This is a genomic window from Roseixanthobacter psychrophilus, from assembly GCF_043195195.1.
Taxonomy (GTDB): domain Bacteria; phylum Pseudomonadota; class Alphaproteobacteria; order Rhizobiales; family Xanthobacteraceae; genus NCEH01.
Map to the genome: position 1 here is coordinate 1 of NZ_JBAFWT010000052.1, position 23,266 is coordinate 23,266.

Annotated in this window: 22 protein-coding genes, 2 tRNA genes and 2 pseudogenes; 9 read left to right on the forward strand and 17 right to left on the reverse strand. The window is 63.4% G+C overall.

Annotated features, from left to right (window positions below):
• Window positions 1–74: 74 nt before the first annotated feature.
• Both tam and ettA read right to left on the reverse strand, forming a co-directional pair.
• Window positions 75–848 (reverse strand): trans-aconitate 2-methyltransferase, encoded by a 774-nt coding sequence (gene tam / locus V5F77_RS25365; protein WP_429007949.1) that lies wholly within the window; start codon window positions 846–848, stop codon window positions 75–77.
• Window positions 849–905: 57 nt separating this feature from the next.
• Window positions 906–2,561, reverse strand: a complete 1,656-nt coding sequence (gene ettA / locus V5F77_RS25370) for an energy-dependent translational throttle protein EttA (RefSeq protein WP_429007950.1) — start codon at window positions 2,559–2,561, stop codon at window positions 906–908.
• 105 nt (window positions 2,562–2,666) lie between these two features.
• Here ettA and V5F77_RS25375 point away from each other — a divergent pair, with 105 nt between their 5' ends.
• The 3 genes from V5F77_RS25375 (at window position 2,667) to V5F77_RS25385 (ending at window position 4,201) form a co-directional block, all read left to right on the forward strand.
• Complete coding sequence (locus V5F77_RS25375) at window positions 2,667–3,203, forward strand: cupin domain-containing protein (RefSeq protein ID WP_429007951.1); 537 nt, start codon at window positions 2,667–2,669, stop codon at window positions 3,201–3,203.
• Window positions 3,204–3,379: 176 nt separating this feature from the next.
• Window positions 3,380–3,454: transfer RNA gene (locus V5F77_RS25380), tRNA-Gly, on the forward strand.
• A 670-nt stretch (window positions 3,455–4,124) separates the two neighbouring features.
• A tRNA-Arg gene (locus tag V5F77_RS25385) sits at window positions 4,125–4,201 on the forward strand.
• Window positions 4,202–4,610: 409 nt separating this feature from the next.
• Here the strand turns inward: V5F77_RS25385 and V5F77_RS25390 are convergent.
• Together V5F77_RS25390 and V5F77_RS25395 are read right to left on the reverse strand one after the other, a co-directional pair.
• A pseudogene (locus V5F77_RS25390) lies at window positions 4,611–4,898 on the reverse strand ((2Fe-2S)-binding protein); the annotation flags it as partial.
• A gap of 179 nt (window positions 4,899–5,077) precedes the next feature.
• The gene (locus tag V5F77_RS25395; protein WP_429007952.1) at window positions 5,078–5,698 is read right to left on the reverse strand and encodes a TetR/AcrR family transcriptional regulator; all 621 of its coding nucleotides are present in this window, start codon (window positions 5,696–5,698) and stop codon (window positions 5,078–5,080) included.
• An 83-nt stretch (window positions 5,699–5,781) separates the two neighbouring features.
• On the opposite strand from V5F77_RS25395, the pseudogene V5F77_RS25400 reads away from it, so the two are divergent.
• Window positions 5,782–6,723 (forward strand): annotated as a pseudogene (locus tag V5F77_RS25400) (aldo/keto reductase); the annotation flags it as partial.
• A gap of 423 nt (window positions 6,724–7,146) precedes the next feature.
• Window positions 7,147–8,115 carry a LysR family transcriptional regulator gene (locus V5F77_RS25405; RefSeq protein WP_429007953.1) on the forward strand — a complete coding sequence of 323 codons (969 nt, stop codon included), beginning with the start codon at window positions 7,147–7,149 and terminating at the stop codon, window positions 8,113–8,115.
• A gap of 320 nt (window positions 8,116–8,435) precedes the next feature.
• Here V5F77_RS25405 and V5F77_RS25410 read toward each other — a convergent pair whose 3' ends face one another.
• From V5F77_RS25410 to trbB, 11 genes are read right to left on the reverse strand one after another with little or no spacing between them, the layout of a single operon-like run.
• Window positions 8,436–8,690, reverse strand: a complete 255-nt coding sequence (locus V5F77_RS25410; RefSeq protein WP_429007954.1) for a DUF2274 domain-containing protein — start codon at window positions 8,688–8,690, stop codon at window positions 8,436–8,438.
• The gene (locus V5F77_RS25415; RefSeq protein WP_429007955.1) at window positions 8,687–9,889 is read right to left on the reverse strand and encodes a TrbI/VirB10 family protein; all 1,203 of its coding nucleotides are present in this window, start codon (window positions 9,887–9,889) and stop codon (window positions 8,687–8,689) included. Before V5F77_RS25415 ends, V5F77_RS25410 begins: the two co-directional genes overlap by 4 nt.
• Complete coding sequence (gene trbG, locus V5F77_RS25420) at window positions 9,886–10,959, reverse strand: P-type conjugative transfer protein TrbG (RefSeq protein WP_429007956.1); 1,074 nt, start codon at window positions 10,957–10,959, stop codon at window positions 9,886–9,888. The genes V5F77_RS25415 and trbG overlap by 4 nt, the downstream gene beginning before the upstream one ends.
• Window positions 10,956–11,645 carry a conjugal transfer protein TrbF gene (gene trbF / locus V5F77_RS25425; RefSeq protein WP_429007957.1) on the reverse strand — a complete coding sequence of 230 codons (690 nt, stop codon included), beginning with the start codon at window positions 11,643–11,645 and terminating at the stop codon, window positions 10,956–10,958. Before trbF ends, trbG begins: the two co-directional genes overlap by 4 nt.
• A gap of 3 nt (window positions 11,646–11,648) precedes the next feature.
• Entirely contained in the window at window positions 11,649–13,010 is a 1,362-nt protein-coding gene (trbL, locus tag V5F77_RS25430) for a P-type conjugative transfer protein TrbL (protein WP_429007958.1), read from the reverse strand.
• Window positions 13,007–13,333 (reverse strand): putative entry exclusion protein TrbK-alt, encoded by a 327-nt coding sequence (gene trbK-alt, locus V5F77_RS25435; protein WP_429007959.1) that lies wholly within the window; start codon window positions 13,331–13,333, stop codon window positions 13,007–13,009. Before trbK-alt ends, trbL begins: the two co-directional genes overlap by 4 nt.
• Before the next feature lie 9 nt (window positions 13,334–13,342).
• Window positions 13,343–14,080: a P-type conjugative transfer protein TrbJ gene (gene trbJ / locus V5F77_RS25440; protein WP_429007960.1), complete on the reverse strand. Its 738-nt coding sequence runs from the start codon at window positions 14,078–14,080 to the stop codon at window positions 13,343–13,345.
• Window positions 14,077–16,515 (reverse strand): conjugal transfer protein TrbE, encoded by a 2,439-nt coding sequence (gene trbE / locus V5F77_RS25445; protein ID WP_429007961.1) that lies wholly within the window; start codon window positions 16,513–16,515, stop codon window positions 14,077–14,079. The genes trbJ and trbE overlap by 4 nt, the downstream gene beginning before the upstream one ends.
• Before the next feature lie 7 nt (window positions 16,516–16,522).
• Entirely contained in the window at window positions 16,523–16,798 is a 276-nt protein-coding gene (locus V5F77_RS25450; RefSeq protein WP_429007962.1) for a VirB3 family type IV secretion system protein, read from the reverse strand.
• On the reverse strand, window positions 16,798–17,139 hold the full coding sequence (locus V5F77_RS25455) for a TrbC/VirB2 family protein (protein ID WP_429007963.1): 342 nt from the start codon (window positions 17,137–17,139) through the stop codon (window positions 16,798–16,800). Before V5F77_RS25455 ends, V5F77_RS25450 begins: the two co-directional genes overlap by 1 nt.
• Window positions 17,136–18,134, reverse strand: coding sequence for a P-type conjugative transfer ATPase TrbB (gene trbB / locus V5F77_RS25460; RefSeq protein WP_429007964.1), 999 nt, complete (start codon window positions 18,132–18,134; stop codon window positions 17,136–17,138). The genes V5F77_RS25455 and trbB overlap by 4 nt, the downstream gene beginning before the upstream one ends.
• A gap of 341 nt (window positions 18,135–18,475) precedes the next feature.
• Between trbB and V5F77_RS25465 the strand changes: the two genes are divergently transcribed.
• Genes V5F77_RS25465 through V5F77_RS25480 form a run of 4 tightly spaced genes read left to right on the forward strand, consistent with a single transcriptional unit; the run spans window position 18,476 to window position 22,304 of the window.
• Window positions 18,476–18,685, forward strand: a complete 210-nt coding sequence (locus V5F77_RS25465; protein ID WP_429007965.1) for a hypothetical protein — start codon at window positions 18,476–18,478, stop codon at window positions 18,683–18,685.
• Window positions 18,660–19,862: an ABC-three component system protein gene (locus V5F77_RS25470; RefSeq protein WP_429007966.1), complete on the forward strand. Its 1,203-nt coding sequence runs from the start codon at window positions 18,660–18,662 to the stop codon at window positions 19,860–19,862. Before V5F77_RS25465 ends, V5F77_RS25470 begins: the two co-directional genes overlap by 26 nt.
• Window positions 19,855–20,367, forward strand: coding sequence for a three component ABC system middle component (locus tag V5F77_RS25475; protein WP_429007967.1), 513 nt, complete (start codon window positions 19,855–19,857; stop codon window positions 20,365–20,367). The genes V5F77_RS25470 and V5F77_RS25475 overlap by 8 nt, the downstream gene beginning before the upstream one ends.
• Complete coding sequence (locus tag V5F77_RS25480; protein WP_429007968.1) at window positions 20,364–22,304, forward strand: DUF3732 domain-containing protein; 1,941 nt, start codon at window positions 20,364–20,366, stop codon at window positions 22,302–22,304. Before V5F77_RS25475 ends, V5F77_RS25480 begins: the two co-directional genes overlap by 4 nt.
• Before the next feature lie 22 nt (window positions 22,305–22,326).
• Here the strand turns inward: V5F77_RS25480 and V5F77_RS25485 are convergent, their stop codons facing one another.
• Window positions 22,327–22,776 (reverse strand): CopG family transcriptional regulator, encoded by a 450-nt coding sequence (locus tag V5F77_RS25485; protein WP_429007969.1) that lies wholly within the window; start codon window positions 22,774–22,776, stop codon window positions 22,327–22,329.
• Window positions 22,777–22,783: 7 nt separating this feature from the next.
• Window positions 22,784–23,266 (reverse strand): type IV secretory system conjugative DNA transfer family protein (locus V5F77_RS25490; RefSeq protein ID WP_429007970.1); only part of this gene is annotated, 483 nt, incomplete at its 5' end.

The following is a 23,266-nucleotide window of genomic DNA, read 5'->3' on the forward strand; positions in this document are numbered from 1 at the left end:
GGTCATGGGCATCTTCCGTATGATTTTAAGCTGCAAAGCCTATATTGTCTTTGCGGCAAGGACGCGGCCGCGCCTCACCGCCGGGCGATGAGAAACCGCCTGGGAAAAGCCAGCAGCGCCTTGCCGTCCGCCCGCAGCGGATAGGCCTTCACCAGGCGCTCGCGATAAGCGGCCAGAAAATCCGCCCGCTCTTGCCCCTCCAGCGGATCGAGGAAGGGACGCAGGCCCGTCGATTTCAGCCAGTCCACAATCGCCCCCTGCCCGTCGAGCGGGTGGTGATAGGTGGTCAGCCAGATATCCACCTGCGCCGCATGGGCGATTAGCAAATCATAATAGGCGCCAACCGGCGCCAGCACCGTGCGCGCCCGCACCACATCCGCAAGCTTTTCCGCCCAAGGCCCCGCCTGCGCGGTCTCGCGCATCGCCACATGGGAGGGCTCGTCGAGATTGTCCGGCATCTGCACCGCCAGCACGCCGCCGGGCGCCAGCAGCGACATGAGGCGCGGAAACAGCGTGGGATGATCCGGCACCCATTGCAGCACGGCATTGGCGAAGATCAGATCGGCGGGCCGTTCCAGCACAAAGGTGGAAGCATCGCCGGCCACGAAGCGGGCATGCGGTAGACGCTTGCGCGCCGCCTCCAGCATGTCCGGCGACGTATCGATGCCGAGCACGTCGGCGCCGGGAAAGCGCTGCGCCACCAGCTCGGTGGAATTGCCCGGGCCGCAGCCGAGGTCCACCGCGAAGTGCGCGTTCGCCAGCGGCACCTCAGCCAGAAGATCACGCGCCGGGCGGGTGCGTTCATCCTCGAATTTGAGGTAAAGGCGGGCGTTCCAATCCTCGGCCATGGCAACCCTCCGCGCGTCAAGGCAAGTAGAGCGGGCGGTGCGCCGCCCGCCTTTCAATCAGCGTCCGAACTTCTTGTAGTGGATGCGCTTGGGGATGATGGAATCGATGCCGAGGCGCCGCTTCTTGTCTTCCTCATAATCCGCGAAATTGCCCTCGAACCATTCCACATGGCTGTCGCCCTCGAAGGCCAGCATGTGAGTGGCAATACGATCCAGGAAGAAGCGATCATGCGAGATGATGACGGCGCAGCCGGCATAATCTTCCAGCGCCTCTTCCAGAGCCCGCAGGGTTTCCACGTCGAGATCGTTGGTCGGTTCGTCGAGCAGCAGAACATTGCCGCCGCGCTGAAGGGTGCGGGCAAGATGCACGCGGTTGCGCTCGCCGCCCGAGAGCATCCCGACCTTCTTCTGCTGGTCGCCGCCCTTGAAATTGAAGGCCGCGCAATAAGCGCGCGAAGGAATTTCCTTCTTGCCGACATAGATGATCTCGTTGCCGCCGGAGATTTCCTCCCAGACGGTCTTCTTGTCGTCCAGCGCATCGCGGCTCTGGTCGACATAGCCGAGCTTCACCGACTCGCCGATGGTGATCGACCCGCTATCGGGCTTCTCCTGGCCGGTGATCATGCGGAACAGCGTGGTCTTGCCCGCGCCGTTGGGGCCGATGACGCCGACAATGCCGCCGGGCGGCAGCTTGAAGGACAAATCGTCGATCAGCAGACGGTCGCCGAACGCCTTGTTGAGATGGTCGAAGGCGATGACGTTCTGCCCCAGGCGCTCGGCCACGGGAATGACGATCTGGGTCGCCGAGGGCATGCGCTCGGAGGCCTTCTCCAGCAATTCTTCATACCGCTGGATACGCGCCTTGCTCTTGGCCTGGCGGGCGCGGGGCGAGGTGCCCATCCATTCCTGCTCGCGGGCAAGGGCACGCTGGCGCGCCTCGTCCTCTCGGCCTTCCTGCGTCAGGCGCTTCTGCTTCTGCCCGAGCCAGGAGGAATAATTGCCCTCATAGGGAATGCCGCGGCCGCGATCCAGCTCCAGGATCCAGCCGGTGACATTGTCGAGGAAGTAGCGATCATGGGTGACGATCAGGATCGCGCCGGGATAGGAGCGCAGATGGCCTTCCAGCCATGCGGTGGTTTCCGCGTCCAGATGGTTGGTGGGTTCGTCCAGCAGCAGCAGCTCCGGCTGCTCCAGCAGCAGGCGGCACAGCGCCACGCGGCGCCGCTCGCCGCCCGAGAGGCTGGCGACTTCCGCATCGTCGGAGGGGACGCGCAGCGCGTCCATCGCCTGGTCCACCTTGCTGTCGAGATCCCACAGGCCCTGGCCTTCGATCTCGTCCTGCAGGCGGGTCATCTCGTCCGCCGTCTCGTCGGAATAATTCATGGCGAGCTCGTTGTAGCGATCGAGGATCGCCTTCTGCTTCGCCACGCCCTCCATGACGTTTTCGCGCACGCTCTTGGTGGGATCGAGCTTCGGCTCCTGGGCGAGATAGCCCACGCGCACGCCTTCGGCGGGGCGCGCCTCGCCGGTGAAGTCCTTGTCCATCCCGGCCATGATCTTGAGCAAGGTGGACTTACCGGCGCCGTTCGCGCCCAGCACGCCGATCTTGGCATCCGGGTAGAAAGACAGGTGCACGTTGTCGAGCACCTTCTTGCCGCCGGGATAGGCCTTGGTGAGGCCATGCATGTGATAGGCATATTGATAGGACGCCATGCGCCACAGGCTCCGGAAAAAGGGATGCGGGAAAGTTGCCGCCGTTCTAGCCTCCTGTGAAGACGCGGGCAAGCAAGCCCGTCGCCGATCTTGAAGGAGGCGCACATGGGCGAGCCGCACGACCACTCCCATCCGCATGACGGCCACACGCACGGACCGCAGGCCGGCGACACGCCCATCCCCTCCCCCGGCATCGACTGGCGCACCCAGGGGGTGAAGGTGATCCCGGGCGACAATCTCGATCCAAATACCGCCCAGACCCCCGGCATGAACCGCGCCACCGCCATCAACCGCGCTCGCGCGGGTGCGGAGAAGCTATGGGCCGGCACGGTTCATATTCATCCCGACGCGAAGACCGGCGCGCATCATCATGGCGATCTGGAAAGCGTGATCTTCGTGGTGAAGGGCAAGGCGCGCATGCGCTGGGGCGACCATCTGGAATTCACCGCCGAGGCGGGACCCGGCGATTTCATCTATGTGCCGCCCTATGTGCCCCACCAGGAAATCAACGCCTCGCCCGACGAAACCCTGGAATGCGTGCTGGTGCGCTCGGGCCAGGAGCCGGTGGTGGTGAACCTCGACATCGAGCCTGTGGAAAAACCCACCGCCGTCAAATGGATCGACTCGATCCACAGGGAATGAGCCGGCGAAAGGGTTTTCGCTTCCTCACACCGACATCTCCGCCCGCGGCGCCGGCAGCAGGCAGCGGCGATTTACCCCCAAGGGCGAAAACGGGCCGAGAAAGCCTGTTGCAATCCCCATCACCTTTTGGCATAGACACGCACCTGCCCGGCGGCACACCGCCACGGCAGATGGATGCGGGTGTAGCTCAGGGGTAGAGCACAACCTTGCCAAGGTTGGGGTCGAGGGTTCGAATCCCTTCGCCCGCTCCAAATTTCCCTCAAGGAAATCAGAGCGTTATGACAGGGCCGCCGCAAGGCGGCCCTTCGCTTTTGGCGCTTACATTTTCGTGACCAAGAAAATGTAAGCATTATGTAAGCAGTTCAGCGAAAGCCGGGTGCGGCTTGGGCGTGTTCTGGCGTGACTATGAGGCCAGTTTCATAGCCGTTTGGATGGTAGCGACCACCGCCTTGCCGCTGCCAAGGCGGCTCGTGATCCGGTACTGGGCGCTAGCCGGGCCAGTTCAATCCAGCCCGCGCAACTGAAACGCCCTCTGAGTGGTGGGCGCAACGCCGAGGACCGGTATCTTACGACCATTCTGTTACGGGGGCTCGCAACACCCGATTCTTGCGATTGGTTGAGAGAACCATTCCTCGACGGGCGGCGTAGCGCGACCGTTGCCCTCCGAAGGCTTGTGTCAAGTGTGTTTCGTTTATCGGCAACGGAAGAAAGGTATGTGAAAACAGAAGTTTAAGCGCCCATAGCTACCGCTGCAGGAGCCCCGAAAAAATTGCGTAAGCAGCGCGTAAGCACTTTCGGGAGAACAGAAGCGGACCGCAGACAGGCGGAGCGTAGCTATCTGGTCGTTCGATTGAGGCCTGATTTTATGATCGCCGAATCCGTTGACCCTCTCAGGTCGATCGGGCTAGGCGAATGAGAGATGCACCCGTAGCTCAGCTGGATAGAGCGCCACCCTCCGAAGGTGGAGGCCACACGTTCGAATCGTGTCGGGTGCGCCATCTCTCCTCGATCAGCACATCGAAGATGTCTTGGTCGCAATTATTTTAGATTGAGCGTTTGCGAGAGGCGTGGGTGGCATTGGCCCCGCGGCAATCCCAACGGTCTAAAAAGCTTGTTAGCGGCGTTCTGAGGTGGTCCCGGTTTGTCGGACAGGTGTTTAAGCTTGGTTCGCCGGTGAAGGACGGACCTGATGATGGCCAGCTCGTGCGTATCCGCAAGAATGACTGCGATGACCTGGCCGTTCCAACGGATCTCCTGATCCTGCAACACCGGCAACAGATTGTTGCCAGCCGCGCGGGTGTTTGTGAGGCCCGTCGCCGGCGGTAACGCCAGTTTGGGGGCATTTCGATATGTCATGACTAAGCGCACGCCGGGCGCGGCTTCCGCTTCCCTGGAATCGATCTGGACGCCGCATTGAAGCGCGTCGTGATATGAACGCCTGCTGCAGAGGATGCAGTTCCTCATCGCAGGAGAAGCTCTCGATCGTGCGGACGCGCCGCCCCTCGCATTGAACGGCAGCGTAAGGCACGACAAGACCCGCTCGTCGTCATCGAGGACGGTACACGCCCCACAAGCACCCTGGTTGCAGCCCAGCTTTGTCCCCGTCAGCGCGAGCTTCTCACGTAGGAAGTCCAGCAGCGAAACACGGTAATCGCCGGGTAACGCCTGCGGAACACCATTGACCATAACCGTCATGTCATTCGCCTCTCGCGCCAGACGCAGAAAGCGGACATGTGTCCGTTTATGTCAATCGCGTGTGAGGCGCGCTCAGTGCGACGCCACGAATAGGGCGTTGTCTAGGCAGTGATCGTTTCGGGTTGGCTGCAAATCTGCCGCGTTTGCATAAGCCTGGAGTAAGTTTTTTGCCCAGCAGGCTATTCGACTTTGCGGCCAGACGAATGAGCCCCGGTACCAGTGTTCGCGGAATCCGCGCTTTGCAAGGACTCAGCACCCAGACCAAGAAAGACTAGCGCAATCAACCTGTTTGCTCGCGCCTTGCCGACGGAAGTCGAGGGAACTGTTCCTAAAACACTCAATAATGTCAGCACGTCTTCCGCATCGCTTCCAGACCGGATCTCGCCAGAGCCTTCGCAGGCCTCCAACAATTGGCGAACGGCTCCCACCATAGGCCAGTAAGTCTCATGGATATCGTTATCTGAAATCGCTGCGTGCAGCATATCGGCAACTGCGTGCTTTACCCTCCCAAATTCCGCCAGTCGCTCGCACCAAAGCTGGAACGACCGGAGCGGGGGGTGCTCGGCGAGCAGCGTGCCAGCAAGGGTGACAATCTCGTCAATCTCCCTTCGATAAACGTCCAGCACCAACGCCTCGCGGGTCGGGAAATGGCGATACAACGTACCTTGGCCCACGCCGGCTGCCTTAGCGATCGCGCTGAGGGACGCATCCGGATCGGCAGTTAAAGTTGCACGGGCAACATCGAGAATGCGGTCCCTGTTGGCGAGAGCGTCGGCGCGCCGCCTTCTTTCAGCCTCCAAGATTATCCCCTTGCGCAAACGGACAGTTGTCCGCTAAACCATAAACGGACGGCTGTCCGCATCTAGTCCCTCTAGGAGGTGTCATGCAATATGTAAAGCTCGGCCACAGCGGCCTTGACGTCTCACCCGTAGTCATCGGCTGCATGGGTTTTGGTGACCCTTCTCGCGGCTATCCGCCCTGGTCGATCGACGAAGAAGCCAGCCGTTCCTTGATCCGACACGCTGTTGAGGCCGGTATAAACTTCTTCGACACTGCCAACCTGTATTCAAACGGATCGAGCGAGGAGATTCTCGGCCGAGCGCTGAAGGACTTCGCCAATCGCGATGCCGTGGTCGTCGCGACCAAGATCGCTGCTCCCACCCGCAACGGTCCAAACACTTATGGCCTATCGCGCAAGGCAATCATCGCGGAGGCTGACCACTGCCTGAGGCGGCTCGGCACCGACTACATCGACCTCTTCCAAATTCATCGTCGTGATGCGTCAACGCCGTGGGAAGAGACGCTGGAAGCCCTCCACGACCTCGTGAAAGCCGGCAAGGTGCGATATCTCGGCGCCTCCTCCATGATGGCCTGGGAGTTCGCCAAAGCGCTGCATCTGCAGAAAGCTAACGGGTGGGCACGCTTCGTGTCGATGCAGGACAATTACAACCTGGTCGCTCGCGAGGAAGAACGCGAGATGCTGCCTCTTTGCGCGGACGAAGGCATTCACACGCTGATCTACAGTCCGCTAGCCAGCGGTCGTCTGGCGCAACCTTGGGGCGCCACCAGCTCTCGTGCCGAAGTCACGCAAAACGAAGAGACGGCGGACAGCGACCGCCAGATCATCGAAGCGGTCAGCGCCGTTGCAGCGGAACGGGGAGTTAGTCAGGCCCAGATCAGCCTCGCCTGGCTGCGACGTAATCCCGTCGTTGCCGCCCCGATCGTTGGTGCGCTCAAGCCCAAGCATATCGATGAAGCGCTCGCCGCGCTGTCGATCACGCTTACCGACGAAGAAGCTGAGCGGCTTGAAGCACACTATACGCCACGGCGAGATTATCAGGGTATCTCCGATCCATCGGTACATATTCGTGCCGCAGAGACCGCAACCGGGTTCAAGATGGACGGCCCGATCACAATCGAGGGCAACCAATCTCTGAAGGCAAAGGCGAAGTAAGCGCCACGGATCAGTGCCGCTTTCAGGCGGCGGTGTACCGCGTTCTACGCGATACACCGCAACTTCGCGCGAATTTCGGATTTGCGATGCGTCGTCAATGGAGCTTGCGCCAAGCTTGAGCCGACGAGCGAAGGACAGAGACGTTAACATCATCGGCCGTTTGCAAGCAGGGATCACGTAGTTTGAACGGACCGCCATGCGTCCATTGGATCACGGCGACCGTGAATGCGAGCACCTCTTGTGAGGTGCAGCTTCAATTGATCGGCTCGGCCGTAGAAGAGATGGTGGAGGGACGTGAGTGTAGAATCTCGTGATCTACGATGGGCGGTCACCGTGGCCCAGTATGATAGCCTCCGGCAGGCGGCGGACGCGCTGAACATTCGACAATCGACCCTGAGTCGCGGATTGCGGCATCTGGAAGACGAACTCGGCGCCGTGCTATTCAAGCGTACGAACGGCGGCACCCGGCCGACGGTCGAGGGTGCGGAATTTTTAGAAGACGCCCGGCGAATCCTTGACGAGATCTCGACAATTGTGGCTCGAATTAAAAGCCTCTCCCGGGGCGAAAGCGGACGGCTGACAATTGGCGTCCACGCCGCTTTGTCGGCGGGAAATCTGCGCGCGACGCTGATCGAACACCGACAGCGCTTCCCCGGCGTCGAGGCGAGGCTGGTTGATGGGTCAAGCGATCGTCTCTTCGGTGCTCTTGAGAACTCCGCCATCGACATCGCCTTTGTCGTCGCCCGGAACGGCAACTGGACCGGGCGATCCTTACCCGTGTGGAGCGAGCGCGTAATCGTTGCGATTCCTGCTGATCATCCCCTCGGCGGTCGCGAGGTCATGCATTGGAGCGATTTAAAGCAAGAGACTTTCATCCTGCGCGAAGGCGGTCCCGGAATCGAGTTGCACCGTCTTCTACTACAAAAACTTGGCGATCGCGGACCTTCCAAGTGCCTCCGACACGACACGGCGCTTGATCGTCTGCTCAGCCTCGTGGGTGCCGGCTGGGGTGTCCTGCTGACACTTGAGGGAGCGACCGGCCTCGCCGTTCCCGGCGTGACGTTCTGCGAGATCCGCGATTCGGATGGACCCACTCGTCTAGAGTTCCGAGCATATTGGCGGGCCGCCAATCCCAATCCGTCATTGCAGCCGTTCCTTGCGATGTTGCGCGAGCGCTACCCGGATATTTCGATCGACTCGTCCCAGCCGAAAAAGAGAAGTCCCACCGATATTCACTCGCAAAGCGGCAAACCGTCGCCATGAGGGAGCGAGCACGCGCCCCACACCTTATCGTTTTCAAGCCTCGGCATCGTCCGCATTAGCCGCCATTCGCCAAAGACAGGCCTCTCTATTCACCATCGCATGGAAGAATCGACGCGATTGGCGATGATAGGCGCACAGACAGCCATCGACGCAGTCCATCCCAGCGTGAAGAACAGCGGAGGGGTTGCGAGCACGCCGATCGCTTCGTCTTCGACAGGACGACCCCGGTCACGGAGCCAACGAGGTTAGACTTCCTGACCAATGATGCAGGCTAGCGGCAGCCCAACTCTGAAGCAGTTCCTTGCACTGCTTCGAAAACGCTAGCCTGATCTCTCCGATATACTCTCGGTTTGGGGCAGACTGCTCCGTCTTGCCTTTGCGAACGCACGATCGGTCGCCATGAAGCGCTCTATCATCGGTACGATCAGTTTGGCGGGATCGGTCACGGTCTGCGCCGTTGCACGGCCCAACACCTCGGCATAGGCCACAAGGTCTCGATGGGTTGTAGCGGGCAATTCGACGCTAACCTTGACCGGCTTGTCGTCAGGTAGTGGCCCGAGTTTGAGCTTCATCACGGCTTTCCTCCTTGAACATACGGTGCCAGGACTAAGTCGTGCGTAACGATCAGGCGGACAGGAAAACCCGGGCGGATCGTGAGCGTCGGCTGGATGTTCAGCTGGCGTTGGACGATTTGCTGGCCCGTCTGGCTGATGCTGTTGGAGGCGCCGCTGCGGATGGCCTGCACTAGGTTGTTCTCATCCTGGCTGGTACCCGCCTCTGCGCCGACACTGAGCAGGGTCGAGAGCACGGCGGCCTTGAACAGCATGCCCCAATGATTGTCGACTTCATCCTCAAGGCCGGCATAGCCTTCAGTATCGGCGCCGGGCTGGCGTTCAAGCACGATCGAGGTGCCGTCCGGCATGATGATCCGGGTCCACACCAGCAACACGCGGCTTTGGCCGAACGCGACAGAGCTGTCGTATTGGCCAATCAGCTTCGCGCCCTGGGGGATGAGAAGGTATTTGCCGGTCGGGCTGTCATATACCGCTTCCGTCACCTGCGCGGTGATCTGGCCGGGCAGGTCGGACCGAATGCCGGTGATGAGCGCCGCAGGAATGACGGTGCCGGCCTGCACGACATAGGGCGAAGCCTTCGCCTCAAGCCGATCGGAGCTGACCGTGCGCTTGTCGGTCGAAGCGTTGAGGAAGGCGCTCTTGCGGTCCTGCATATTCTGCGCGGCGCCGACGTCGACCGGCGGCGCGGGCGTCGGCGCCGAAGCGGTCCCCGTCGCCGCCGGCGCGGCGAGGCCGATCGGCTGCGTCTGCTGATTGGTCTGGGCGAAGAGGTGACTCAGCCGTGCCGCTTCCGTCTCTTGAGCCAGGCGCTGAGCCTCGGGATCTGGGCCGCCTCCAGGAACGGTCGTGTTCGGGGCCGCGCCGGCGTTGAGGATCGGCTTACCCAAATCGCCGGGAAGCGGTGGACCCAACGGCGGAGCCTGGCGCGGCAGGCCGGTGTAGTCCTTCGGCAATCCAGCCAAGCCCTCGGCCGAAGGCCGGTTTTGGGTGCTGAGCAACTCCTGGCCGGACTGCGATTTGTTGTGCGTCTGGAGCGCGTAGCCGAGCGCGCCTGCGAGAGCGAGCGCCGAAACCGCGCCCAGGGTGATCAGGACCTTGCGCGAGAGCCGCGTGACGCGCGGGTGCTCACCTCTAAGTCGCAGGTCCGGCGCGGCGACAGGCGGCGGGGCCGGCTGGCGTTCTTCGGGTTCGTCCGTCATGACCGCGGCTTTCCATCGGTGCGGACGATGCGGACGCGCCGCTCGCTATCCTTGTCCCCGAGACGCAGCTCAGCCGCGGCGAAGAGCCGATCGACGATGTAGTAATTGCCCTTGACGCGATAGTTCACGAGTTCCGAGCCGCCGGCCGGACCGATGACGAACAGCGGCGGCATCTCGCCTTGGCGGATGCCCGATGGGAATTCAATGAAGACCTTCTGGCCGTCATCGAAGGCGCGCAGGGGCCGCCAGGCGGGGCTGTCGCCTTCGATCGCATAGCGGAAATTGATCGCGGCAAGATCGACGTCCGTGGCGATCGGCGCCGCCGCCTCCGCTGTCTGGTTCTGCTGGCGCAGAGCGATGAGCTGGTCTTCCGGATACTGCCAGGAGACCGAGGCCATGTAGGTCTTCTCCGTCGAGCGCAGTTCCAGCAGGTAGGTCCGGCGGTCCGTGTTGATGACGAGATTGGTCATCAGTTCGGGCCGGGTGGGCTTCACCAGGATGTGGATCTTCTTGGTCGCGCCGGCGCCACTCTCCGTGTCGCCGACGATCCAGCGCACGGTGTCGCCGGCGGCGACTGGACCCGAACCGACGAGCTGCTCGCCCTCCTGCAGAGCAATGTCGGTGATTTCGCCGGGGGCGGTATAGGCCTGATAGAGCGCGCCGGGCGAGTACGGATAGACCTGCACGGCGTTGATGAAGCCGTTGCGCACGGGCTGCACGCGGGCCGCGGCGTTGGCCTGGTTGATCCGCGCGGCGGGATCACCCGCCTCAGGTGTCGGCTTCCCCGTGTCGAGCGGCTTCAACTGTCCCGGCAACGGCAGGGGTTTCGGCAATTCCACGATCTTGATCGGCGCCGGCGGATCGGCGGCGAGCTTCGCCGGGACGGCGCTGTCGTAGTTGATGTCCGGCGGGATGAACGGATGCGCGCAGCCGCCGAGCGCGGTGACGGAAAGCAGCAAAGCCGCGAGGCCGGCTTTACGGAAAGCCGTAATCCCGACTTCCCGACTCCGGGGAATGGTGAGGACGCGTGAAGCCGGGCTGCCGGCTTCCATGGAAATCGGCAGGGTCATTGTCCCAGCTCCTTGGACCAGTTGATGGCGGTGACGTAGATGCCGAGCGGGTTCTTGCGGAGCACGTCGGCGGAGGTTGGCGTCTGGATCGCAATGGTGAGGATGGCGGTCCAACGCGCGTTGTCGGCGAGCGCGCCGTCTTGGTAGCGATGCTCGACCCATTCCACGCGGAAGCTCGAGGGCGAGGCTCGGATCACGCTCGACACGTCGATGGCGATCTGCTGCTTGCCAAGCTTGGCGAACGGGTCGTTAGCGCGGGCATAGTCGTTGAGCGCCTGTGAGCCCGAGGTCGTGGTGAAGTCGTAGGCGTCGAGCCAGTTCTGCCGCACGATGATCGGGTCGGCCGGGAGCGAGCGCACCATCTCGACGAAGTGGGCGAGATACCAGGCGATCTGCGGATCGCTCGGAGTGTAGTCGGCCGTGGCCGGCGCAACGGCCTCAGCCTGGCCGAGCTTGTCCACCTGCACCACCCACGGCACGATGCTGCCGTGAGTCGACTGCCAAACGAGGCCACCGGCGAGCCCCACAGACAGCGCCAGCGAACCGAACGCCATCAGGCGCCAGTTCTTGGCCTGCACGCGGGCCGACCCGATGCGGTCGTCCCAGGCCTGGGCGGCCCGCTGGTATGGCGTCTCGGGTTCGGGGGTGCGGCCGTAACGAACTGTGGATCGGCGAAAGAGCGCCATTATCTATTCTCCCGAAAGATCGACGGAATGGCCGCCGCCGTGGCTGTCGCCGGATTTGAGGACCTGCGCGGCCGTCTGCGCCCCGTGAACCATCGATTGGTTGCGCTTGATGCGCTGTGCCCAAGCCGGTGGGCCGGAGTCGGCTGACCCGCCCCCGGCCGGCGCGGATGCGCTCGGCGGATTGCCGCCGCCGACCGTGCCCTGGGTCGAGGAGCCGCCAGTCGCGGCGAAGCTGGACCGGGCGCCGGCAGCGAAGCTCTGGCGCATGGAGCTGGAGGCCGAGGCGGCCGCGCGGCGCACCGGGCCCGCCGCGGCCGAAGCCGCTGCGCGTCCGACACCGCCAAGGCCAGCCGCGACGCCCGATGCGCCAGACCGGCCGGCCGAGGCGAGGCTGTAGGCAGAAGACGCTCCACCGGCCATCGCCGCGCCGCCGCGGGCTGCGGCGGCGCTTCCCGAAGCAGCGGCCATGGCTCCCCTTCCGGCCAAGCCCAGCGCGCCAGCGCCGGCCATCGCCGTACCCGCGACGGCGAGGCCCGTCCCAACGGCGGCGCCCGCGCCGAGTTGGGGCGCGCCCGAGACCAGGCCGGTCGCGATCCCCGGGCCGAAGATGCCGAGACCCAGCATGGCGAGGGCGGCGAGCACAACGGACAGCGCCTGCTCAACGGTCGGCTGACCGCCGGCATAGGTCTGCGTGAATTGCGAGAAGAGGCCGGTGCCGATGCCGACGATGACGGCCAGCACCATCACCTTCACACCAGAGGCGACGATATTGCCCAGCACCTTTTCGGCGAGAAAGGCGGTCTTATTGAAGAGCGCGAAGGGGATGAGGATGAAGCCGGCGAGGGTTGTCAGCTTGAACTCGATGAGCGTGACGAAGAGCTGCACGGCGAGAATGAAGAAGGCGATCAGCACCAGCAGCCAGGAGATCATCAGCACGCCGATCTGCACGAAGTTGGCGAAGAAGCTGGTGAAGCCCATCATCTGGCTGGCCGCATCGAGCAGCGGCTGACCGGCGTCGAGCCCGACCTGGGCGAGATGGCCTGGCTGCAGGAAGGTGGCGGTCGAGATCGTCGAGCCGCCCGCCTTCAGGCCGAGACCGGCGAAGCTGTTGAAGACGATGGCCGAGAGGTTGTTGAAGTTGGTGATGATGAAGGCGAAAAAGCCGATGTAGAGCGTCTTCTTCACGAGCCGTTGGAGGATGTCTTCGTCAGCGCCCCAGGCCCAGAACAGTCCAGCCAGCGTGATGTCGATGACGATCAGGGTCGAGGAAAGATAGCCGACCTCCCCTTTGATCAGGCCGAAGCCGGAATCGATGTAGGTCGTGAAGGTGTTGAGAAAGGTGTCGATGACGCCGACGTTGTTCATCGCGCATCTCCCGCAGTATTGGTGGCCGGCGCGACGGCGCCCGGGGGCGATTGCGGCAGCGGCCGCGCCGGCCTGCCGAAGAAGCGCCGGCGGTTTTCCTCCCAGACCGCCACGCAGCGCGCATCTTCGGCGTCCTGCGGCCCGAGCGCGCCGCAGCGGCGCAGCTCGGCCGAGAGGTCATCGGATGCCGGGTCTGGAATGGTCGAAGGCGTCTCGATCGCCGACGGCGCGGGCCGCTGATGAATCGCGACCAGGCTCACGACGACAACCGCGATCAACGCGATGATCGCGGCGACGCGGAATGTGTCCGACCGGCCCAGCATCGCGGCGCCTCAATTGCCGCTGAACATGGTGACGTTACTCGGCACGTAGCCGCTGCGCGTGTGGAAGGTCTGATAGTTCTGTTGGCCCTGCGCCTCGGCCGAGGCTGTGCGCGCTTGCTCGAGCGCATCTGCCCGGCTCTTGGCCGACAGCACCGCGACCAGATCGGAGAGCTGCTGCGATTGCAGCGCCAGGAGCTGGTTGCCGGCCTGCGCCGCCTGCAGCGCGCCGGTGGCGCTCTGGCTGGCGGTGACCAGCGAGGTCATGGCGCTGGAGTTTGTCGAGATGTTGCCGACCACGCCCGCCTGGATCTTCAGGCTATCCTCGAAGGCGGCCACCGAGTTCTGCCAACGGGTCTGGGCATTCGCCACCATCGTAGCGGTCGAGCCTGTGCCCGCCGCTGTTCCGTAGCTGGTGGAATAGGCCGTCTGGACGCGCTGGACGTTGAAGGAAATATTCTGCGCCTGGCTCAGCAGCGACTGAGTTTGGGCGATCGACGACTGGAGCTGGGTCAGCGTCGACATCGGCAAATTGGCGAGGTTGCGGGCCTGATTGATCAGGCTCGTCGCCTGATTGTTCAGCATCGTGATCTGGTTGGTGATCTGCTGCAGCTCGCGCGCAGCCGTCAGTACGTTCTGGCTGAAGTTAGTCGGGTCGTAGACAATCCACTGCGCCGACGCCGGCGGCGCAGCGATGGCCAGAGTGAGCACGGCGGCGCTCGCCGCCGCCAGATGGCGCAGCTTGATCATGGGGACGTCTCCAGGTTGGTCAGGTGAGGGATAAGATCGGCCGCCCAGGCCAGATCGTGATCGAGAAGCCAGGCAGGCGTGAAAGCCTCGCGGCCGTGCTCGGCCAGCACGCGCTCGATCGCGGCGTGATCCTGCTTTGACGAGGCGGCGCAGAAGGCGAGCGCGACGGGCCCGAGGCCCAGCTCGAACAGGCGATTTCCCCGCCGCGATTGGCAGTAGTAGTCGCGCTTCGGCGCGGCCCGCGCGAGGATCTCGATCTGTCGATCGTTGAGGCCGAAGCGCCGATAGATCGCCGTGATCTGCGGCTCGATGGCGCGCTCGTTCGGCAGGAAAATGCGGGTTGGGCAGCTCTCGACGATGGCGGGTGCGATGTTGCTGCCGTCAATGTCGGAGAGCGACTGCGTAGCGAAGACGACGGAGGCGTTCTTCTTGCGCAGCGTCTTAAGCCACTCGCGGAGCTGCTGGGCGAAGGCGGGGTCGTCGAGAACCAGCCAGCCCTCGTCGATGATCAGCAAGGTCGGCCGACCGTCGAGACGGCCCTCGATGCGATGGAAGAGATAGGTCAGCACGGCGGGCGCCGCGCCGGCGCCGATCAGCCCCTCGGTCTCAAAGGCCTGGACCGGAGCGGAGCCGAGCTGCTCGGCCTCGGCGTCGAGCAGCCGGCCAGAGGCGCCGCCGACGCAATAGGGCTGAAGCGCCTGCTTCAGCGCGGTCGATTGCAGCAGGACCGCAAGGCCGGTGATGGTGCGCTCACCCACGGGCGAAGAGGCCAGCGAGGTCAGCGCCGACCAGACATGCTCCTTCGCTGTCGGATCAACGATGACGCCTTCCTTCGCAAGGATCGCCGCCACCCATTCTGCTGCCCAAGCGCGTTCGGCCTGGTCGTCGATCCGCGCCAGCGGCTGTAGCGAGACGGAGTGCTCCGACCCCGCTGAGAGGCTGCCGCCGAGGTCGTGCCAGTCGCCACCCATGGCGACGGCCGCGGTGCGGATCGAGCCGCCGAAGTCGAAGGCGAAGATCTGATTGTTGCGGTAGCGGCGGAACTGCATCGCCATCAGCGACAGCAGGACCGATTTGCCCGCGCCGGTCGGGCCGACGATCAGCGTGTGGCCGACATCGCCGACATGCAGGCTCAAGCGAAACGGCGTCGAGCCTTCGGTCTTGCCGAACAGCAGCGGCGGCGCCTGGAAATGCTCATCGCGCGCGGGGCCTGCCCAGACCGCCGAGAGCGGGATCATGTGCGCCAGGTTCAGCGTCGAGACCGGCGGCTGACGGACATTGGCGTAGGCGTGGCCGGGGATGGAGCCGAGCCAGGCCTCCAGTGCATTCACCCCTTCCGGCATGCAGGTGAAGTCGCGGCCCTGGATCACCTTCTCGACCAGGCGGAGCTTCTCGGCCGCAAGGCCGGGGTCCTCGTCCCAGACGGTGACGGTGGCGGTGACATAGGCCTGGCCGACATCATCCGTGCCGAGCTCCTGCAGCGCGAGGTCCGCGTCGGCGGCCTTGTTGGCTGCGTCACTGTCGACCAGCGTCGACGCCTCGTTGGTCATCACCTCCTTGACGATGGCGGCGATGCTTTTCCTCTTCGCGAACCACTGCCGCCGGATCTTGGTCAGCAGCTTCACCGCCTCGGTCTTGTCGAGCAGGATCGCGCGGGTGGACCAACGGTAGGGGAAGGCCAGCCGGTTCAGCTCGTCGAGGATGCCGGGATGGGTCGTGGTGGGGAATCCGACCACCGTCAGCGTGCGCAGATGATGAACGCCAAGACGGGGCTCTAGCCCGCCGGCCAACGGCTCATCGGCCAGCAGCGCATCCAGGTGCATCGGTGTCTCGGGAACGCGAACGCGCTGCGACCGGGTCGAGATCGTCGAATGCAGGTAGGTCAGCGTCTCGCCGTCGTCGAGCCACGCCACTTCGGGCATAAAGCCCTCGACGAGCTGCAGCACCCGGTCGGTGCGATCGACGAAGCCGCGCAGCAACTCCCAGGGATCGACGCCGGTCTGCGAGCGGCCCTCATAGAGCCAGCCCTCGACGCGGGACGCGTCCTCCGCCGGCGGCAGCCAGAGCAGCGTCAGGAAATAGCGGCTCTCGTAATGCGCGCCGGCCTCTTCGAAAGCATCCTGGCGTTCGAGATCGACCAGCGCCGAGGCTGCGTCGGGAAAGGCGCTGTGCGAATAGGTCTGGGACGCGACGCGCTGCGCCTCGACGAATATCGCCCAGCCGGAACCGAGGCGGCGTAGCGCATTGTTCAGCCGCGCTGTGACGCCGACCAGTTCGGCCGATGTCGCCGAATCCAGGTCGGGTCCGCGGAACCGGGCGGTCCGCTGGAAAGAGCCGTCCTTGTTAAGGACGACACCCCCTTCGACAAGGGCGGCCCAGGGCAGAAAGTCGGCGAGACCAGCGGAGCGCTTGCGATATTCGGCGAGGTTCAGCATCTCAACCTCACGCGCCGAGATAGGGCGGGTAGCGCAGATGCCGGCGCACCACGTCGACGAACTGCGGGTCGCGCTTCGCAGCCCAGACGGCGGCGGTATGGCCGACCGCCCAGATCAGCGCCCCAGGAATCCAGAGCCGGAGCCCGAGTGCGATCGCCGCCGCCAGCGTACCGTTGGCGATGGCGACCGCCCGGGGCGCACCGCCCATGAGGATCGGGTCGGTCAGCGCGCGATGAACCGGCGCGAAGAAGCCGGGGACGTCCGGATCGAGGAGCGCAGCCATCAGATCAGCGCCCCGCCCGAGAAGGAGAAGAAGGTGAGGAAGAAGCTCGATGCCGCGAAGGCGATCGACAGGCCGAACACGATCTGGATCAGCCGGCGGAAGCCTCCGCTGGTGTCGCCGAACGCGAGCGTCAGGCCGGTCACGGTGATGATGATGACCGAGATGATCTTGGCGACCGGGCCTTGGACCGATTCCAGGATCGAGTTGAGCGGCGTCTCCCAGGGCATGGAGGAGCCCGAGGCATAGGCCGTCGGTGCAAAGGCCAGCGAGATGGCGCTGATGAGAACGAAGTCGGCGACGCGACGATGAGCGCGGCGAGCGGCGGCGAAAACACGGATCATGAGGGGTCTCCGGACGAGAGGGGATCGCCGCCCGCCCCGGCGGGTTGGACGCGGTAATCGTCGGTGGCGGGATCGAGACCGGCGACGGTGGCGAGTTCGGAGAGGCGGCGTTCGGTGCCGCGGCCGCGCAGCACGGCGACGAGATCGATGGTCTCTGCCAGCAGCGCCTTGGGAACGGTGACGACGGCTTCCTGGATGAGCTGTTCGAGGCGGCGGAGCGCGCCAAGCGCGGTGCCGGCGTGGATCGTGCCGATGCCTCCTGGGTGCCCCGTGCCCCAGGCTTTCAGGAGGTCGAGCGCCTCGGCCCCACGCACCTCGCCAATCGGGATGCGGTCGGGCCGCAGCCGCAGCGAAGAGCGCACGAGGTCGGACAGCGACGCCACCCCGTCCTTGGTGCGCATGGCGACTAGGTTCGGCGCCTGGCATTGCAGCTCGCGCGTATCCTCGATCAGCACGACGCGATCGCTGGTGCCGGCGATCTCGGCGAGCAGCGCGTTGGTCAGCGTCGTCTTTCCGGTGCCGGTGCCGCCGGCGACGAGAATGTTCTTGCGGGCGGCGACAGCGTCGCGCAGCAAGGCCGCTTGGCCGGGGGTCATGGTGCCGGCGGCGACGTAGTCGTCGAGGGTGAAGACCGCAACGGCGGGCTTGCGGATGGCGAAGGCTGGCGCGGTTACGACAGGTGGTAGAAGCCCTTCAAACCGCTCTCCCGTCTCAGGCAGTTCGGCCGAGACGCGGGGGCGTCCGGCATGCACCTCGGCGCCGACGTGGTGTGCGACCAGGCGCACGATCCGCTCGCCGTCGGCGGCGGACATTGTTCGTCCGCTGTCCTCCAGGCCTCCCGACAGCCGGTCGATCCAGATCCGACCGTCGGGGTTGAGCATCACCTCGACGATCGAGGGGTCTTCGAGAAAGGTCGCAATCGCGGGCCCAAGTGCGGTACGCAACATGCGTGCGCCGCGGGAGAAGGCCTCGGAATGGAGTGAAGTGACCGCCACGATTGTCCCCGTCGAAGGCCAAGCGCGACAAGCGATTGGCGACGGGGATGATTAGAAAAGGCAATGAATGGGAAGGATCAACAAGTATTCAGGCGGCGTAGGGGCAAGGCGTAGAGCAGAGAAAAAATACTTGCTGAGGGTGAAATTGGCTTGGTTTGACTTTGGTCTGAGATGTAAGTCCCGATGGTTGATTTGATATCATCTATCTGTTTGCGAGAATCCGCACGATCGTAAAGCCTCCGATAACGATGAAGCACCACTTAGGCTCGTCGTCGGCGGCCAAGTGAGCGCAACGTTAAGTTTATCTATGCGCCTGTGTATCCAATGGCTACACTACCAAAATGAAGGATTCGGGGCTGCGCATCCGGGTGCAGCGCGAGTTGCGCGACCGGTTCAACGAAGCTTGCCGCGCCGAGGATAAATCGGCAGCGCAGGTGCTGCGGGAGTTTATGCGGGCGTACGCTGAACGCCACGAAGCCGCCGCGAAGAGCTCCGGCCTCGAAGAGCCGCAGGGGAACAGGGGTTATGTCACAGGCAAAGCCGATACATAGCGCGGCGCAATCGGCCGCTGGATATTTGTATCAGGCCCGGCTCGCGCTCGCCGAATGCCTGCGCTTCGCTTATGGCGATTCCAACATCGAGATTTCCATCGAGAAACTCGACGATGTTTCCTTCGAGAAGGACGGGACGGCGCTCGAGCTTCTTCAAACAAAACACCATCTCAAAAAGGCTGGCGACCTCAGCGATGGCAGCGTCGATCTCTGGAAAACCTTGCGGGCCTGGGCGCAGGCGGTCAAAGGCGATCCTTCCCTTCCGGGCCGCACGCGGTTCGCGCTGGTTACGACAGCCAAGGCTCCGGACGGCTCTGCGGCGGCTTTTTTGCGTCCGGCAGGGTCCGCCGCGCGCGATCCGCAAGCGGCGGATGCTCTCCTGATGAAGGCGGCGGCCGCATCTGAAAATGAGGTTCTGAAGAAGGCGGTTGCAGCATTCACCGGCCTTAGCTCCGCGATCCGCAAAGAGCTTGTGGGAGCTATCGAGGTTCTGGACGGGCAGCCACTGATTGCCGATCTCGGAGCAGTCATCGAAGAGCGGCTGCGGATGATAGCGCCGCGCGGCAAGGCGGCGCTGGCGCGCGAGCAGCTTGAGGGATGGTGGTGGCCGCGCATCTGCGCCGTCCTTCAGGCCGAGACGCCGGGAACGATTTCTGTTCTAGCGGTTGAACAAAAACTGGACGACATTCGTGATGCTTTGAAGCGGGATGCCCTGCCGCTCGATATGGAGCACGTTGAGCCCTCTCCGGAGGAGATGGGTTCTCTCGACGAAATGCGGTTCGTCCGGCAGCTTCAGACCGTCGGAGTGGGCACTCTTCGCCTCCAGTATGCAAAGCGCGATTTCTATCGTGCTTCCGTTCAGCGCTCCCGCTGGGTACGACAAAGCCTCCTATTCGATGGCGAGGTAGGCCGGTTTGAGCAGCAGTTGATCGAGGAATGGCAGCCGCGATTCGCGCAGATGTGTGAAGGGCTGACGGCCGACTGTAAGGAAGCGGTGCTGCGCACTTCGGGCCAACAGCTTTACGGTTGGGTGGAGAGCGATGCCCGCTTTCCAATCAGGACACAGACCGCTCGTTTCCTGACCGTTGGCTCCTACCACATCCTCGCCGACGATCTTCGTGTGGGCTGGCACCGCGACTTCGAAGCGCTTCACACTGACGAGCCTGCCGATGCCTGAGACACACTGGAATCTTGCATGGGTTGATCGGCCAGCCGAGGAGGCGCGGAATCTCAACCCTGCCTTCTGCGCCGAACTGATTGCTCGCACCATTGGTGAATTCCACAAGAATCGCCGGGGGCCCCTCAGTATGGCGGTCGCATTTCTCGTCCTACCACTGACACTGCACAAGCCGACGCGGGATGCCCTGCCGGGGCGCGCAAATACGGCTTTTGCCACTTGGATCGCGGAGAACAGCCCCTTACTCGCCGAGTTGCCCGGGCGCGTGAGTCGTCTACGGCCTATTAGCCGCGAGGCGTTGCTTTTTGCGATTCGCTACAGGGTTCTTGCCATACACGATGGCGGCCTCATTCCAGGTAGTAGGGCGGTCCGGCTAGCGTCGCGGGCGAGTCCGAGCACCGACGATGTCAATGAGGGTCGGGCAGCCGCAGGGCTGCTCGGCCGGTGGTTTGCGAGCCAGGCGAACGAAGGTTCAATCTTGCAAGGTTTAGGGATAGCGCCATGACATTACAGATTCGCGCGATCTCCATCTATTCTAAGGAGGGAGAACGCCGCGAGGTTGAATTCAGGCTTGGGGCGCTGAACATCGTTACAGGCGCTTCTAAAACCGGCAAGTCCGCCCTGCTAGACATCGTCGACTATTGCTGGGGACGGAACGAGTGTACGGTTGCGGAGGGCGAAATCCGTCGCAGCGTGTCCTGGTTTGCCGTGCACTTCGACCGGGACGGAGAAGGAATCCTCGTCGCCCGTAAAAATCCCGGGCCGGCCGGACGCGCAAGCGATGAGATATACTTCGCCAGGGGGATCGAGATATTGCCCGCGGATCCGAGTGGATTCCATAAGAACATCACCGCCGACGGGCTCAAGGCCCAGCTTTCTGCCACGCTCGGCATCTCGGAGAACATTCACGTTCCGGAAGAGGGTGCAACTCGCCAACCGCTCGAAGCCTCATCTAGGCATGCAATTTTGTTCTGCCTTCAGGCGCAGGATGAAATCGCGAACCGTCGTTTCCTCTTTCACAGGCAGGGGGAGCAGTTCTTTCCACAAGCTATTCGTGATTCTATTCCCTACTTCCTTGGAGCAGTCGACGAAGAGCATTTCCTTGCGCTGAAGCGTTATCAAGATGCGAGAACACGGCTGCGGCGGCTGGAGAGAGAGTTTGCAGAAGTTCAGTCGATCGCGCACAGCGCGACTGGCGCAGCCCGAGCGCTCCTTCAGGAGGCTTGGCGTGCTGGTTTGCTCCCTGTTGGGCCGGAACCTGAGGATGCCGATGGCGTACTAACGCTGCTGCGTCAAGCGGCTGTCCCGCAACCCACGCAGTTCTCGCAGATCGACGATCCGCAGGCCGATCTCACAGCGCTGGACGATCGACGCCGCTTGTTGCTCCGACGGCTACAAGATCTGCGTGAAGAGATCGGCGACGTCGAGCGGCTTAGCCGCGAAGCAACAGAATTCGAGGGGGAGGCCCGCGAGCAGGAGGCTCGTCTGACCTCGATTGGTCTAATAACTGCTGAAGGCGACGGCGACAGTCATATGTGCCCGCTTTGCGAGAGCCAGCTCGCAATTCCGGTTCCGACTGTAGAAGAGATAAGGGCTTCGCTCTCAAATCTGCAGACGCAGTTGCGCTCGGTTCGGCGCGACGCGCCACGCCTGCAGGAGCGTCTGGCAATTCTGGAGGCCCAGCGTTCAGACCTGTCAGAGCAGTTGCGCAGCGTACAGGGCGATATCGCCAAACGGATCGAGGACAACGAGCGTCTCCGCCTCGAACAACATCAATTCGCCGAACAAGCAAGGGTCGTGGGCCGGATCACCTACTATCTTGAAAACTTAAGAGCTGTTTCTGCGGGCAGCGATCTTCCGCGCAAGATCGATCAGCTTCGCGCGGAAATCGAAGAACTTCAGCGTGCGATCGATGACGATGCCGCGCAGGAGCGGCTGCTCACCGCCCTCAATCTGGTGGGCCGGGACCTCACCGCCTTCGCAACCGAACTCGGTCTTGAGCACGGCGCGAACCCACTTCGTCTCGATATCAAACATTTGACGGTCGTCGCGGACACTGACGACGGCCCGCTTGCACTCGCCCAGATGGGTAGCGGGGAAAACTGGGTCGGCTACCACGTTGCAGCGCATCTTAGTCTGCATCGGCTTTTCCGTCGGCGCGGACGGCCAGTACCAGGCTTCCTTATGCTCGATCAGCCCTCACAAGCGCACTACCCTCCGGAACGTGATCAGGAAGGGAAGATTGATAGCCTTGACGACGAGGACCAGGCCGCCGTCCACGAGCTTTTCGCACTATTAAGCCGCTATTGTTCCGAGCTCTCGAACATGCAGGTCATCATAGCCGATCATGTTGAGTTGCTCGACGACTGGTTCAGGGAAGCGATCGTGCAGCGCTGGCGCGATGGCATAGCATTGGTACCAGCCTCATGGCCAAGAGGGTAGCGGCGCCATTTTTGGACGGCAATTACGGGGGGCCAGATTCAGAGGGGTTCTGCCTATCTGGGATGTCCTCTGGAATCTCCTCCCGCAACTTCGGACCCTGACTAAGGCGGCGGCCGAGCGCGGCCACAAAGTTGTCGTAGCGCGTCCCGGCCTGGGCTCGCGCCGCCTTGGCGGCCGGCTCCGGAAGCTGAGGCGTCGTCGTCAACCAGAACCGGACGAACAGCGCAAGGGTTTCGACGCCGATGCCGAGATCGCGCTCTAGCCGTGCCAGGCGCCGGTCCTGTTGATCGAGGCGCTTGGCGATGGCCGCTTCGCGCCGTTCGTCAGCATCGGGCGACAGGAAGGATGCGATGGCGGCCTCCGCAATCAACGACAGCGGCTGCTCGCGCCGCGCGGCATAGGCCGAGAGCGTCTTCATGACGTCCGGGTCGAGATAGACCGAGACCTGGGCCTTTTTCTTCGGTGTGCTCATGGGCATGTCAGAGACCCATATCGTCGCCGGGATCGAGCGAGACCTGCTGGGCGACGCCCTGCATGACCCGGTTCATCCGGCTCGCACGGATGGCATTGTCCTCCATCTCGTCACCTGGATCGGGTGCGAACTCGTTGTCGATCGGCTCCTTCTTCTCGACTGTCTTCGCCTGGTTCAATTCGGGCTGATGGCGGCGCTCGGATTCGGTCGGATCGTCATCCGCCTCCTTGCCGCTGCTCGCGGCCGGTTCGGCGATCTCGGGACGCGGTGGCAGCGGGCGCGCGCTCCAATCATCCGATTGGGCGCTCGTGGGCTTGATGAGTGCGGGAGGCGCCAGCACCCGCTCCTGAAACCGTTTGTCCTCGTAATAGCGGGCCTTCTTCGCGCGGATCGGCGGGGTGCCCGCCACCATGACGATCTCGTCCGTGGGCGGGAGCTGCATTACCTCGCCGGCGGTCAGCAGCGGTCGGGCCGTGTCTGAACGCGAGAT

Coding starts and splice junctions, on each gene's coding strand:
- tam (WP_429007949.1), bottom strand. CDS start 848: ATGGCCGAGGATTGGAACGCCCGCCTTTACCTCAAATTCGAGGATGAA.
- ettA (WP_429007950.1), bottom strand. CDS start 2,561: ATGGCGTCCTATCAATATGCCTATCACATGCATGGCCTCACCAAGGCC.
- V5F77_RS25375 (WP_429007951.1), top strand. CDS start 2,667: ATGGGCGAGCCGCACGACCACTCCCATCCGCATGACGGCCACACGCAC.
- V5F77_RS25415 (WP_429007955.1), bottom strand. CDS start 9,889: ATGACGGACGAACCCGAAGAACGCCAGCCGGCCCCGCCGCCTGTCGCC.
- trbG (WP_429007956.1), bottom strand. CDS start 10,959: ATGACCCTGCCGATTTCCATGGAAGCCGGCAGCCCGGCTTCACGCGTC.
- trbF (WP_429007957.1), bottom strand. CDS start 11,645: ATGGCGCTCTTTCGCCGATCCACAGTTCGTTACGGCCGCACCCCCGAA.
- trbL (WP_429007958.1), bottom strand. CDS start 13,010: ATGAACAACGTCGGCGTCATCGACACCTTTCTCAACACCTTCACGACC.
- trbK-alt (WP_429007959.1), bottom strand. CDS start 13,333: ATGCTGGGCCGGTCGGACACATTCCGCGTCGCCGCGATCATCGCGTTG.
- trbJ (WP_429007960.1), bottom strand. CDS start 14,080: ATGATCAAGCTGCGCCATCTGGCGGCGGCGAGCGCCGCCGTGCTCACT.
- trbE (WP_429007961.1), bottom strand. CDS start 16,515: ATGCTGAACCTCGCCGAATATCGCAAGCGCTCCGCTGGTCTCGCCGAC.
- V5F77_RS25450 (WP_429007962.1), bottom strand. CDS start 16,798: ATGGCTGCGCTCCTCGATCCGGACGTCCCCGGCTTCTTCGCGCCGGTT.
- V5F77_RS25455 (WP_429007963.1), bottom strand. CDS start 17,139: ATGATCCGTGTTTTCGCCGCCGCTCGCCGCGCTCATCGTCGCGTCGCC.
- V5F77_RS25465 (WP_429007965.1), top strand. CDS start 18,476: ATGAAGGATTCGGGGCTGCGCATCCGGGTGCAGCGCGAGTTGCGCGAC.
- V5F77_RS25470 (WP_429007966.1), top strand. CDS start 18,660: ATGTCACAGGCAAAGCCGATACATAGCGCGGCGCAATCGGCCGCTGGA.
- V5F77_RS25475 (WP_429007967.1), top strand. CDS start 19,855: ATGCCTGAGACACACTGGAATCTTGCATGGGTTGATCGGCCAGCCGAG.
- V5F77_RS25480 (WP_429007968.1), top strand. CDS start 20,364: ATGACATTACAGATTCGCGCGATCTCCATCTATTCTAAGGAGGGAGAA.
- V5F77_RS25485 (WP_429007969.1), bottom strand. CDS start 22,776: ATGAGCACACCGAAGAAAAAGGCCCAGGTCTCGGTCTATCTCGACCCG.